Below are 13,971 nucleotides of genomic sequence, written 5' to 3' on the forward strand. Positions count from 1 at the left end.
GGGGGAGGTTGCCATGGAAAAATGGATGGAGGAACTCATCTGTGAGTCATTGTCAGAGGAGCAAAAGAAAGCAGTGCTCAGCAAGGAGTATCGTTGTGTTGTCATGGCAGGAGCTGGTGCGGGGAAAACTCGGGTGTTGGTGAAGCGCTTTGTGTATACCTTGTATCAATTTGGCATGAACCCATCGAACCTTCGTAAAATGGTGGCTATCACATTTACGAAAAAAGCAGCAACGGAGATGCGGGATCGTTTGCGGAAAGAGATGGAACGAATCATCGATCGATTAGGCAAAATGCGAGAGGAAGAAGAGTATCAATCATGGAATGAAGTTCGCCAATGTCTAGATGAAGCTCGTATTTACACCATTCATTCATTTTGCCAATCCATTTTGTCGACAGAGCCCGTCCGAGCAGGAGTCGATCCGTTTTTTCAAGTATTAGAAGAATGGGAAGCGAACCGACTTTTGGAACAAGCAGTTGTCCATGTGCTTTCCTCATCCCAATTACTTCATCAAAGAAATGAGATCGAACGTGAATGGTGGATGTATTACCTTTCATTAATCGGGTGGACAAGAGCGGAATCGATGCTAGTTGAGTTGTCTCGAAAGTGGAGGAATCTGGGATGGACACTCTCTAAATTAATAGACTGTACGACGGAGAGCCTCCTCCATCATTCAGACCATGATGCTTCAGAAGAGCATGAAATGAATCGGGAATCGGAAGAAATGATAACTCGATTAATCCTGTTCTATTTGCAAGAGATTCATGTATACTATCAGCTCTTAAAAAAGCAGAAGGCCCGATATGATTATCAAGATTTAATTCAAATGGTGTGTGAAGCGTTAGAGAAAGATGCATCATTTCGCCTGCATATACAGCAACAGATTCAATCTTTAATGATCGATGAGTATCAAGATACAGATGGTCTCCAGAAGCGGTTAGTTGATTTTATGTTGTCAGAACCATTAGAGGAGAAAAGGTACTTATTTGTAGTTGGAGATCCGAAGCAGTCGATTTATCGCTTTCGTGGTGCGGATGTTTCTATTTTTATCGAAACACAAAAAGAATGGATGGACCAAGGCAATGGGGATCTTCACCTAACACATAATTACCGTTCTCAGACGGGGATTGTTCAGTTTAGCAATCAACTATGTAAACATGCTTTTCCAGTAGATGAGTTCCGCCCTATTCAAGCATCTAGATCGGATCAGGATATAGAGAAGCCTGTCCAATTGATCTCCTTCTCTCATATGGATCCAAATAACGAGAAGCTAGTGGAACAAGAGGCGATGATTATAAGCAACCAGATGAAGCGATTACGGTCTAAGTTTCAGTATGGTGATATGGTATTGCTATTAAGGAAAATGAATGATGCACCTTTATATGAGCAAATTCTTCGATCGCAGGGGCTCCCGGTTCGGATCGTGGGTGGAAGTGGCTTTTATGAGACACAGGAGATTCAAGATTTCCTCTATCTTTTTGCCACTGTGCTAACACCTGCTCGTGCAGAAGATTGGGTAGGAGCTTTGCGTTCGCCGTTTGCTCATATAAGTGATGAAGGGATTACTCGACTTGCGCTTAAGACGGGCTGGAATGGGGACCCGCAGAGTTGGCTTCATCAATCCATTCTAAGTGAAGGTGATCAGCTTCGATTACAAACATTTTGCTTTTTATATGAGTCTCTTAAGCAAATAAGTTACCGTCGTACCCCGGGACAATTGATCCGGTGGGTCATCGAACATAGTAACTATATGACGATTCTTTGGGGATTACCGAATGGGGCGCAGGCTGTTTTCAATTTAGAGAAATGGTGCTTGTCATGGGAGATGGAAACTGACCCCGATCTCCTTACACTGGAAGGATTTCTAGAGAAAATGGAACTCTACCAATCTGAGGCCAATCAAGAACCAGAGGCGGAAATCTGGGATGAGGGAGAAGATGTCATTCGAATCATGACGATTCATAAATCCAAAGGTCTAGAGTTCCCCATCGTTTTCCTCTCTAATCTATGGAATACTTCGCCTGTCTCGGTTAGTCGTGAGTCATCGTTGATCCATCCTACGATGGGCTTAGTCATAAAAGGATTTGATCATCTTAAGAGACCGAGCTATGTTAAGACGAAAATTGAATTTCCTCGCTGGAAAGAGGCTGCCTTTTATGAAGAGGAATTGGAATCACAAGAGCTGATGCGCTTATTTTACGTAGCTGTAACCCGGGCTGAAGATTACCTATTTCTGGGTATTACGAAAAATAATGGGAAATCTACATCTACCAAGTCAAAGGATATAGCCTCTTGGCTCAAAGGGATTCTCCAGAAGGATTTGGCTCAGCCAAGAGAGTCTGTTCCATTTGGTTCTGATTCCCTACCTATTCTTTATGAAAATACGATTCTCGTAAAATCCCCACAAGTAGAAGACGATCGGAAATTAGACACCTTTGATCACTTAGTGATTCCATTTACGGAGCCGATTCCATTTGGAAAATATGATCATATTCCGATCAGCGTGACGGATTGGAAAGAATTAGTTCATTGTCCGAGGAAATATTATTATCATCGTGTGTTGCAGGTACCGATACCAGATGTTGAGCGTGTAGAAGAAAAGCCATCTGTCCCTTATATCTCGGGTAATCGGCGAGGGGAAATCGTTCACTATCTCTGTGAGAGAACCGTCTCTTCAGCAGATAGACTCTGGTTACAACCGGATTGGTTTGCCCAAATAGCTCATCTGTTTCATCTAAATTCTCGTGAAATGGAGGGTTTAAAACCAGATTTAGAGCAAATTCGAACCAGGTTTTTAGATAGTCAGGTAGTTCAGAGGATCGCAGAGTCGAAGAAGGTATTAGCTGAGGAATCGTTCCAATACGTGACACCCGGATTTCGGGTAAGTGGCCAAATGGACTTGCTACTCCAAGATCAGAATCATGGCTGGGAGATCATCGACTTTAAAACAGATCGGATGAAAGTGGAAGATATCGCAGAAAAAACGGCCTTTTATCTACCGCAATTGCAACTTTATTCGCTAGCGTGGCGTGCAAGAGGGATGGAGATAAACGGAGTTACGCTTTATTTTCTAGATTGTAACCATGAAGAGAACATACAGATCGACTCACAGTGGTGGCATCAAGCCGAAAAACTCCTTGAAAATACACGTTCTTTTTTTCAATTGGAAAGAAAAATGTTCAATTGGCCGACGAAACCAAGCAAGAATTGTTCATACTGTGAATATAACGTGCTGTGCGATAAAATAGGCACAAATTCGTGAATAGTCTTCTCTTTCGTTGAAAAATGCGAAAGAGTCACGGATAATGAATGGTATGTATTATTTAAAGGAGAGTCGTCGTTTTGTCAATGATTACCGAGTTTTTTCAGAACTTATTAGCTGGATTTGCATGGATTATTATTTTCTCGCTCGTTGTTTGGATGGGCGGTTTAGTCGTTTTATTAATCATGGAGCTGTTTTCTCCAAATGAGTTATTGATAAAAGAGTATCTGTGGAAAGTATGGAAGATGTTACGAACCATCTTCGAATGGTCTTCCTACGGAGGAATCATCGCCGGTCTCGTCATGACCCAAACGTCTGGGGAAATTTATTCAAACGTCATGATCTCCTTAGCCGCAATCATTTTAAGTGTATTCCACCTCACATGGAGAAAGCAGTCTAAGCCAATCCGAGATGTAACATAGAATAAGGTTATAAAAAAGATCTGGAGAATTTTTTTCAGATCTTTTTTATATACAGATATCATGAATCTTCGACCATTAGACCTCCTTTACATTTACAAGTGGATATAAGATAATGATAAGCAAACTATTTCGGGAGCGTGGTGATGACTGGATGAACCTACTAAACCCGTTGCTGGACTTGGGGAGAGCATATCTTGCTGAAGAAGACCTAGTCCATATAGAAAGAGCTTATCGGTTTGCCGAAGAAGCGCATCGAGGTCAGATGCGGAAATCGGGAGACCCTTTTATCATCCATCCAGTCGCCGTAACAGAGATTTTAATGGGACTGAAGATGGATCTGTCGACCCTCATTGCAGCATTATTGCATGATGTGGTGGAAGATACCGACGTGGAGTTAGAAGAGATTCAAGAGCAGTTCGGTGATGCCGTTGCTCTTATTGTGGATGGGCTAACCAAATTAAAGCGCAGTTTTAAATATATGTCTAAGTCAGAGCACCAAGCTGAGAATTATCGTAAAATGTTTATTGCGATGGCGAAGGACGTTCGTGTTGTTATTATCAAGTTAGCGGATCGATTGCATAATATGCGTACCGTTCAACATATGTCGGAGAAGAAGCAGATCGAGTATGCAGAGGAAACACTGGAGATATTTGCTCCTTTGTCCCATCGTCTTGGGATTTCGAAGATTAGGTGGGAGCTAGAAGATCTCTCCCTTCGTTATAAAGAGCCTCAAGCTTACTACCGAATTGCTTCTCTCATGAAGAAAAAGCGAACGGAGCGGGAGCATTTTTTAAGCGAGATTATTGATACGCTCAAAGGAAGATTTGAGAAGTACCAGATTCCTCTTGAGGATATCTCAGGTAGACCGAAGCATATTTATAGCATCTATCGTAAAATGACACTCCAACATAAACCATTTAATGAGATCTATGATCTAATGGCTGTTCGGGTAATTGTGGAGTCCCTACGGGATTGTTACGCGGTGCTAGGGATTGTTCATACTATGTGGCGCCCGATGCCAGGTCGTTTTAAAGATTATATTGCGATGCCGAAAAACAACCTATACCAATCCCTTCATACCACGGTTCATGGCCCAAGGGGTGAGCCAATTGAGATTCAGATTCGAACGACTGAGATGCATAAGACAGCAGAGTTCGGGATCGCAGCTCACTGGGCATATAAAGAAGGGACAAGCGTTGAGCGAGAGCAAGATTTTAACGAAAAGTTAACTTGGTTCCGTGAGATGATGGAATTACAAAACGACTCCAATAATGCGCAGGAGTTTGTGGAGAGCATTAAAGGAGATTGGTTTAAAGATACTGTTTTTGTCTTTACGCCCAAATCGGATGTCATTGAGTTACCGGCAGGCTCGGTTCCGCTGGACTTTGCGTACCGGATTCATACCGAGATCGGTAATAAGTGTGTAGGTTCCAAGGTGAATGGCAAGATTGTTCCTCTCGATTATAAGTTGCGAACAGGGGATCAAGTACAGATTATCACGAGTAAACACAGCTTTGGTCCAAGTAGAGATTGGCTCAAGTTAGTAAAATCTTCGCATGCACGAAATAAAATCCGCAGTTGGTTTAAGACGCAACGCAAAGAAGAAAGTATTGCCAAAGGTCGGGAAATGATCGAAGCAGTGCTGAAGAAGAATCACTTCGAATGTAGCGAAGTCTTAAAAAATGACCGTCTACTTGAAGTGAGTAAGAAGTTTAATATGAATGAATCGGATGATCTTTATGCCGCAGTAGGGTATGGAGGAATTACGGCTCATGAAGCATACCGCCGTCTCACACATGGATTACGTGATGAGGAACCTCCAACGATCGCGGAAGCCATCGCAAATCTCCCTGAAATCAAACCGAAAAAGTTCTATCGATCAGGGCCGGGTGTGACCGTTCCAGGTGCTGATAATGTGATGATTCGGCTCTCGCGTTGCTGTAATCCAGTCCCTGGCGAAGAGATCACCGGCTTTATCACTCGAGGAAGAGGAGTATCGGTACATCGCCTAGAGTGTCCGAATATCCAAACGATCGAACCAGAACGGGCGATTCAAGTTATCTGGGAGACAGACGATCCGAACCGAACGTATCAGGTGGACATTGAGATCTCTGGATTTGATCGTAGTGGTCTCCTGAATGATGTCTTGCAAGCCGTTTCTGAGCAAAAAGCGGACTGTTTTGGGGTAGTAGCCCGCGTGCACCGCAAAGGCTTTGCCGCGATCCATCTAACAGTCTCCATTAAAAATAGCAAACACTTGCGAAACGTAGTGGAAAAAATCAAGAGAGTTCCAGATGTGATTAGTGTACAGAGAATGTTCCAACAAGGGTGAGGGGATATTATGCGAGTCGTCATACAACGTGTTTCAGAGGCGAGTGTTACCGTTGACGAGCAAATAGTAGGGGCCATTAATCAAGGGCTCCTACTACTTGTTGGTATTACTGAAAATGATGGTGAAGAAGAGGTTCAAACGTTGGCAGAAAAAGTAGTCCATCTGCGGATCTTTGAAGATGAGGAAGGGAAGATGAACAAATCCTTACTCGATCTAGGTGGTGCGATCTTATCTGTGTCACAGTTTACTTTATACGGTGATTGTCGAAAAGGTAGGCGACCTAGTTTCATGGCCGCGGCTAGACCGGAGTTAGCACAGCCATTGTATGAACGATTTAATGAACAACTCCGCCATTTTGGAGTGGAAGTGCAAACGGGGATATTTGGTGCGATGATGGATGTTTCCCTACATAATGACGGTCCTGTGACGATTTTGTTAGATAGCCAGGATCTTGTGAAAAAGAAATTCAGTTGATAATGGATATGGGAGCTTAGCGTGAGTTAAGCTAAGAGTAGAGTTTTAATAGTTACAAGGAGGTTGTCTGACTTGACAACAAATCATATTGATTTACATACGATTAATACCATTCGATTGCTTTCGATTGATCAAATTGAGAAAGCAAACTCAGGTCACCCTGGATTACCAATGGGTGCCGCTCCAATGGCATATGCTCTGTGGAATAACTACCTAAATCAAGATCCAAAAGATCCAAAGTGGATGAACCGAGATCGCTTTGTTCTATCAGCAGGTCATGGTTCAGCCCTTCTTTATAGTTTGCTACATCTCTATGGATTTGACGTATCGATCGAGGACTTAAAGCAATTCCGTCAATGGGGAAGCAGAACGCCGGGTCACCCTGAAGTCGGACATACTTCAGGCGTAGAAGCTACTACAGGTCCACTAGGTCAAGGGATTTCAACTGCTGTGGGTATGGCGATGGCAGAGGCTCACCTAGCCGCGCGTTTTAACCAAGATGGTTATCCTATTATGGACCACTTTACCTATGTAATTTGTTCAGATGGCGACCTAATGGAAGGGGTTGCTTCCGAAGCATGCTCCATGGCTGGACATATGAATCTTGGTAAACTAATTTGCCTTTATGATTCCAACGACATTTCACTAGATGGCGAATTAAACCATGCTTTCTCTGAAAAGACATTACAACGCTTCGAGGCTTACGGTTGGCAAGTGATTCGGGTAGAAGATGGCAATGACACGGATGCAATCTCTCGGGCTATTGAAGAGGCGCAAGCGGACCTAAGACGTCCAACCATGATTGAAGTACGGACCGTGATTGGTTATGGTAGTCCAAACCGCGCGGGTACTTCCGAAGCTCACGGAAAGCCACTCGGAAAAGAAGAGATTGCCGGTACTCGCAAATCGTACAACTGGGAGCATGAAGAAGATTTTCATGTGCCACAAGAAGTACGAGCTCATCTGGCTGAAACGCTTGATCGGTATACGACGAAGCATGCTGAGTGGAAGAAGATGTATGCGAAGTATCAGACAGAGTTTCCAGAGTTAGCTAAGGAATTAGAGGCGGCATTTGCAGGCACTCTTCCAGCTGGATGGGAGCAATCTCTTCCTACTTATCAAGTGGGGGATAAAGCACTTGCGACACGTGTTGCTTCCGGGAATGCGCTACAAGGTCTTGCAAAATCTGTTCCTATGTTAATGGGTGGCTCTGCTGACCTGAAATCTTCTAATAACACCGAAATGAAAGGCGCAGGCGTGTTCCATGTCGAAGACTACGCAGGTCGTAACGTTTGGTTTGGGGTTCGTGAACATGCGATGGGAGCGGCAATGAATGGTTTAGCACTACATGGTGGTGTAAAAGCATTTGGAGCTACATTCCTTGTGTTCTCTGACTATCTACGTCCTGCTATTCGTCTGGCGGCTCTTTCTAAGTTGCCTGTAACCTATGTATTTACACATGATAGCATCGCTGTGGGTGAAGATGGACCTACCCATGAGCCAGTGGAGCAAGTTCCGTCCCTTCGTCTCATCCCAGGTCTAAAAGTGGTTCGTCCTGCTGATGCAAACGAAACTTCGGCTGCATGGGCGTATGCTGTAAGTCAAACAGAGCATCCAGTCGTTCTGGCTTTAACACGCCAAAACCTTCCGATCTTAGAAGGCTCTGTCGGAAAAGGTAAAGAACTGATTGAAAAAGGCGCTTACATCGTTTCAGAAGCAAAAAATGGACAACCAGAAGGAATCTTGATTGCAACAGGCTCTGAAGTAAGCCTTGCGATTCAAGCTCAAGAGCAGTTGGCACAAGAGGATGTACATGTACGAGTGGTCAGTATGCCTTGTCGTGAAAACTTTGACCTTTTATCTGCTGGTGAGAAAGAGGCAATCCTACCAGCAAAGCTTCGTGCTCGTGTAGCGATTGAAGCGGCTCACACCATGGGTTGGCACAAGTATACTGGGGATCAAGGTGAAGTGATCGGGATTGATACATTTGGTGCATCTGCCCCAGGTAACCTTGTGATGGAACGCTTTGGTTTTAATGTAGGAAATGTTGTAGAGAAATTCCACCAAGTTCGTTCCAGATAACGATCCATTTGTGTTGATGGACAAAAGCGTATCGCCTTCAGGGGATGCGCTTTTTTGTACGGATCAGTCAACTTATACTAGTTAACTATGGTATGCTTATGATATATGAATGCGATTACATAGAGGATCGGAGTAACAGAAGTAGATAGATGCTCCTGATCTTTAGAGGGGTTAAGCAATGAGTGATCAATTAAAGGATTTTATTGGAATCGTATTTCGGATTGTGAAGTGGGTAGTAATGGGGGTTATTTTAATCTTCGTCCCATTTCTCTTGGTTTGGCTCGGCTCTATGTGGATAGAGGGACTTTTCTTCCATAGTAACACGGACCTATATTTCTACTATCGAAGTCCAATGGGTAATATTGTGACGATCCTTTTAGCACTCTTAATAATGGGGTTAATCGTAACAGCGATCCCTACTCGCGAACAAAAACGCTCTGGTCAGGCTCGGAACAAAAGGTATAAACAAAAAGTGGGAATCTATGTGGTTGTATGTCTCCTATTGTCCATATGGGACACCACTACCCATGTATCTGTGAACCAATCTGGAATCAAAGTAGCGAGTCTTTTTGGCATTCAAACAAAGGAATATAAGTGGACGGAAATCAAAGAAGTTCGTGCAGGATTTCGCGCGAGCGATTCAAATGGCTTCCAGCCAGAGTATCATGTGACATTTCAGGATGGGGATAAAATAGACCTATGGAGTTGGTCACTCAGTAATAAAATTCAACAAAAAGAAACAGCCGGCTTTATCACTGCCAGTCGCTTAGAACGAGCCAAGGCAATCCTATACATGAACGAACAAATCAAACAAAACATACCAGATCGATTAAAGTCAGGAAAATGTTTGACTAAGAAGGCAAAGGAAGAGATTGAGAAGATGTATACGGACGCGAAGGTAGAAAGTAGCGTGTTAGAGCTTTATACACTGTGTCCGGGGAATCTATAGAGGCTTTTTCGTTTCGTTTAAGCAAACGTGTTGATGTAGGTAAGCATGTGATGAAGGACCTATTGGGTGATCGAGGGCTCGGAGAGTCAGTTCGATACCTGCTCAGATACCGATCCCTCAGAGAAGTTGGGATGTCCGCTTCGCCATCCGCCGTCGGGGCAGGTGCAAAACTCGCACAGAACGCTCAAACATGTTGCACCAAAACGCCCCGACTACGGATTGCTACGCTAAGTAGGATCGCTAACATCGCAAGGATCGAACTGACTCTCCTTTCCCTTTATCCTAATTCTGGTTAATCAGTACAGTTAGCTTTGCCGATAAATAAAGTTTTTCGTTCTTTATTCTTTTTTCTTTATCCTCGCAGGTTCACTATTTGAGCAGTGGATAGATACATTGCCCGGTACTTTGGATCAAGAAAAGCCCTTTATAGGGCTCTTCATACTCAATTATTTAAGCAGAGGACAAACACATTGCTCCACATATAAAGGTCTAAATTTGTATTGTGATCAACTTAGCTAAACTGCTTACAAGCCACAACTGCCATCAAGACCCAAGCCACAATAAATGCAAGCCCACCAATCGGCGTAATCGCCCCTAGCTTTGTCACACCCGTCACAGCCATCACATAAAGACTACCCGAAAATAGAACTACACCCACTAGCATCAGCCAGCCCGAAGTAGTCAACATCCCCGAGTTTTGAACCTTGGATAACAGAATCCCCACTATCAGCATCCCAAGAGCGTGAATCATGTGATAATGAGCACCCGTATTCCAATTGGCAATCATTTTCTCAGCTACTTTTCCTTTCAAACCATGAGCACCAAACGCACCCAAAGCAATACTTAAAGCCATGTTGATACTACCTAAAAGTAGAAAGAGTCGCATGAATTTGCGCCTCCTTTCGTCTATGTATTCGTTTGAACCGAATATAACATACTTACTTATGAGAGAAAACTGAAACATTTTGCATATCCTTCTTGACATCATTTTTGGGCAAACCTATAATAGGTGTACTATTTTATTTTTGATATCTGACCTATGAACGGAAAGTAGTCTTCAAATGAGCAGTTAGAGATGGGAACTCATGGCTGAAAGGTTCCTTCTGTGATATGAGGATGAAAGACACCTGGAGGTTCTATGTTGAACGCAAGTGGTTAGTAAGCATAGACGCGGTCCCGGCGATAACGGGTAAGAGGTGGAAAGAGGCTTATATGAGTTTCTTTCAATTAGGGTGGTACCGCGGGAATAAAAAATCTCTCGTCCCTGACAAAGTTGTCTTTGTCAGGGACGAGAGATTTTTTGTCGTTTCCAGATGAAGACAACGAATTGGATATGAAACAAAAGGTAAGGGGGCATTCACATGAGCAAAATAGTAAAAGGCATGTTTGATGTCATGCCAAAGGATGAAGAGAATTGGCGACAAGTGCAGTGGTGGCGTTTTGTAGAATCTACCGCTCGCACCGTGGCGGAACGTTTTCGTTTTCAAGAAGTCCGCACTCCACTTGTAGAGTATACCGAGCTATTTAAACGAGGCGTTGGAGATACCACCGATATCGTAGAGAAAGAGATGTATACCTTTACCGATCGTGCGGGGCGCTCGATTTCATTGCGTCCAGAGGGAACAGCAGGGATTGTACGCTCGTTTGTGGGACATAAGGTATACGCACAGCCACAACCAACCAAATGGTTCTATATGGGGCCTATGTACCGTTATGAACGGCAACAGGTTGGGAGGTATCGTCAGTTTCACCAACTGGGTGTGGAGGCTTTTGGAAGTTTCGATCCTGCGCTTGACGCGGAAGTGATCGCACTCGGAATGCAATTCTTTGAAGAGCTAGGTCTAAAAGGCGTTCAAGTCGAGATCAATAACGTAGGCGATCCGGAGAGCCGTGCTCGTTATTTTGAGGCCTTAATCGCTTACTTCGAACCTTATAAAGAAGAATTAGCAGAGGATGCGCAAAACCGCTTGTATCGCAATCCGATGCGAATCTTAGATAGTAAAGATCCCCATACCCATGAGATCGCGATGGGCGCACCGTCTATCTTAGAGTATCTCAGCGAAGACAGCCGTGCGAATTTGGAAGCAGTCAAACAATATCTAGACATACTCGGTGTAAACTACGTGCAAAATGATCGTCTGGTTCGTGGATTGGACTACTATACACAAACTGCTTTTGAATACATGGTAGATATCCCAGGAGCGCAGGCGAGCACGATTGGAGGCGGCGGTCGCTACAATGGACTCGTACAGGAAGTAGGCGGTCCTGATATGCCGGGTGTAGGCTTTGGGGTTGGGTTGGAACGAGTCCTACTAGCACTAGAAGAGCAAAAAGTAGTCGTTCCCGAACCGAGCCGTCTCGACTGCTACATGATTACATTTGATCAAGCTACGAAACGTAAATCTATGGAGTTACTCGCTGAGCTCCGTAGAGCTGGACTCTCTGCTGAACGAGACTACTTGGATCGGAAGATGAAAGCACAGATGAAAGTGGCAGATCGTGAACAAGCTCGCTTCGTAGCCATCTTAGGCGAAGATGAGCTTGCGCAAAATACGATTCAAGTGAAGAATATGGAAACCGGAACACAAGAAGCGGTTCCCTTCGATCAATTGGTTACGTACATTCAAACAGAGAAAGGAAGATGATCGATGTCAAAGCCAGTACTACGAACACATAAAGCAACCGAACTTACAACACAGCATGTAGAACAGGTGATTACCATTAATGGCTGGGTGCAATCACGCCGTGACCTAGGTGGGCTCATCTTCCTAAATATCCGTGATATATCCGGGCAGGTCCAAGTAGTAGTCCATCCTGAGACGGCACCAGAAGCGTTTCAAATCGCGGATCAAGTACGTAGTGAATACGTATTATCTGTGACAGGACAAGTTGCATTGCGCGCTCCTAAGACGATTAATAAAAACATGGCAACAGGAGAAATTGAAGTAAAAGCCGCTGCCATTCAAGTATTTAGTACTGCAAAAACACCTCCTTTTCAGGTTTTAGATAACATTGATGTCGATGAAACGATCCGTTTAAAGCATCGTTACGTGGATCTTCGCCGTCCCAAGATACAAGAAAACCTTGTTTTACGCCATAAAGCCATGCAATCCGTACGTCGTTTTCTCGATCGACATGAGTTTCTCGAAATCGAGACCCCGATCATGACGAAGAGTACCCCAGAAGGAGCTCGGGATTATTTAGTACCAAGCCGTGTACATGAGGGTCAATTTTATGCGTTACCTCAATCTCCGCAGATATTTAAGCAGTTGTGTATGGTAGGGGGTCTCGATCGCTACTTCCAATTTGCACGTTGTTTCCGTGACGAGGATTTGCGTGCAGACCGTCAACCAGAATTTACACAGATCGACTTAGAGTTCTCCTTCTTAGAGCTAGAGGAATTCTATCAAATGATGGAAGAAATGTTTGTTACGCTTCTGCGTGAAGTAAAGGGAGTCGAAGTAACAGCTCCGTTTGAACGAATTCCGTATGCAGAGTCAATGGATCGTTTCGGTAGTGACAAACCTGATCTTCGTTTTGGAATGGAGTTAATCAATGTTGGTGAAGTACTAGCAGACACTGAATTTAAAGTGTTTGCGGGTACGCTTGCGAGCGGTGGGCAAGTAAAAGCGATTAATGTAAAAGGGCAGGCTCATTGGAGTCGAAAAGAAGTAGATAACTGGGGTAAAGTGGCTGAATCGTTAGGTGCGAAAGGACTCGCATGGTTAGCTTGGAAGCCAGACGGCATAAAAGGTTCCATTGCAAAAGCGTTAAAAGAAGAAGAGATTGCTTCCATCGCACAAGTAGCAGGGGTAGAAGAAGGAGACTTATTATTCTTTGTCGCAGATAAACCAAGCGTCGTAGCAGCGACATTAGGCGGGATCCGTGCTCGTTTAGGTCGTCAGTTAGGATTAATTGATGAAAGTAAGTATCATTTTGCTTGGATTACCGAGTTCCCTATGTATGAATATGATGAGAATACAGGGCAATTTATGCCGATGCATCACGCCTTCACTCGCCCGATGGAAGAAGATATTCCGTTGATGGAGACAGATCCGGAAAAAGTACGTGCAGTCTGCTATGACTTGGTGTTAAACGGATACGAGCTAGGAAGTGGTAGCTTGCGGATCTATGAGCGAGAGCTACAAGAGAAAATCTTTGCATCACTGGGGCTTTCTCCAGAAGAATCAAGGGATAAGTTTGGCTTCCTATTAGAGGCATTTGAATATGGGGTGCCGCCTCATGGGGGAATTGGACTTGGCTTTGATCGGATTGTGATGATTTTAGCAGGCGAGACCAACCTTCGTGAAATCATTGCCTTTCCAAAGACTTCTAGCGCTTCCTGCTTGCTGACAAACGCTCCTTCTCCTGTAGATGAGCAACAATTGGATGATCTGCATATCGCGGTTAAGATGAAGGGAAAAGGGTCACAATAAGCTTGTAGCTAGAT

General features: G+C 44.0%; 10 protein-coding genes and 1 other annotated feature. Of the genes, 9 read left to right on the top strand and 1 reads right to left on the bottom strand.

Annotated features, from left to right (window positions below):
• Positions 1 to 13 precede the first annotated feature (13 nt).
• The 7 genes from J2Z48_RS09550 (at position 14) to J2Z48_RS09580 (ending at position 9,817) form a co-directional block, all read left to right on the top strand.
• Positions 14 to 3,262, top strand: coding sequence for a UvrD-helicase domain-containing protein (locus J2Z48_RS09550; RefSeq protein WP_307252962.1), 3,249 nt, complete (start codon positions 14 to 16; stop codon positions 3,260 to 3,262).
• 80 nt (positions 3,263 to 3,342) lie between these two features.
• Positions 3,343 to 3,684 (top strand): hypothetical protein, encoded by a 342-nt coding sequence (locus tag J2Z48_RS09555; RefSeq protein WP_307252963.1) that lies wholly within the window; start codon positions 3,343 to 3,345, stop codon positions 3,682 to 3,684.
• A gap of 151 nt (positions 3,685 to 3,835) precedes the next feature.
• Entirely contained in the window at positions 3,836 to 6,016 is a 2,181-nt protein-coding gene (locus J2Z48_RS09560; protein ID WP_307253062.1) for a RelA/SpoT family protein, read from the top strand.
• A 9-nt stretch (positions 6,017 to 6,025) separates the two neighbouring features.
• Positions 6,026 to 6,490 (top strand): D-aminoacyl-tRNA deacylase, encoded by a 465-nt coding sequence (gene dtd, locus J2Z48_RS09565; protein WP_307252965.1) that lies wholly within the window; start codon positions 6,026 to 6,028, stop codon positions 6,488 to 6,490.
• 72 nt (positions 6,491 to 6,562) lie between these two features.
• Positions 6,563 to 8,572, top strand: a complete 2,010-nt coding sequence (gene tkt / locus J2Z48_RS09570; protein WP_307252968.1) for a transketolase — start codon at positions 6,563 to 6,565, stop codon at positions 8,570 to 8,572.
• 178 nt (positions 8,573 to 8,750) lie between these two features.
• Positions 8,751 to 9,521, top strand: coding sequence for a hypothetical protein (locus J2Z48_RS09575; RefSeq protein WP_307252971.1), 771 nt, complete (start codon positions 8,751 to 8,753; stop codon positions 9,519 to 9,521).
• Complete coding sequence (locus J2Z48_RS09580) at positions 9,503 to 9,817, top strand: hypothetical protein (protein WP_307252975.1); 315 nt, start codon at positions 9,503 to 9,505, stop codon at positions 9,815 to 9,817. The genes J2Z48_RS09575 and J2Z48_RS09580 overlap by 19 nt, the downstream gene beginning before the upstream one ends.
• Positions 9,818 to 10,032: 215 nt before the next feature.
• On the opposite strand, the gene J2Z48_RS09585 is transcribed toward J2Z48_RS09580, so the two are convergent.
• Positions 10,033 to 10,407: a DUF423 domain-containing protein gene (locus J2Z48_RS09585; RefSeq protein ID WP_307252977.1), complete on the bottom strand. Its 375-nt coding sequence runs from the start codon at positions 10,405 to 10,407 to the stop codon at positions 10,033 to 10,035.
• A 144-nt stretch (positions 10,408 to 10,551) separates the two neighbouring features.
• Positions 10,552 to 10,790 (top strand) — a binding site (T-box leader).
• Positions 10,791 to 10,903: 113 nt separating this feature from the next.
• Between J2Z48_RS09585 and hisS the strand changes: the two genes are divergently transcribed.
• Positions 10,904 to 12,166 (top strand): histidine--tRNA ligase, encoded by a 1,263-nt coding sequence (gene hisS, locus J2Z48_RS09590; RefSeq protein WP_307253064.1) that lies wholly within the window; start codon positions 10,904 to 10,906, stop codon positions 12,164 to 12,166.
• A gap of 3 nt (positions 12,167 to 12,169) precedes the next feature.
• Positions 12,170 to 13,957 (top strand): aspartate--tRNA ligase, encoded by a 1,788-nt coding sequence (gene aspS, locus J2Z48_RS09595; protein ID WP_307252979.1) that lies wholly within the window; start codon positions 12,170 to 12,172, stop codon positions 13,955 to 13,957.
• Positions 13,958 to 13,971: the final 14 nt, after the last annotated feature.

Origin of the sequence: Croceifilum oryzae, from assembly GCF_030814315.1 — a bacterium.
GTDB lineage: Bacteria > Bacillota > Bacilli > Thermoactinomycetales > Thermoactinomycetaceae > Baia > Baia oryzae.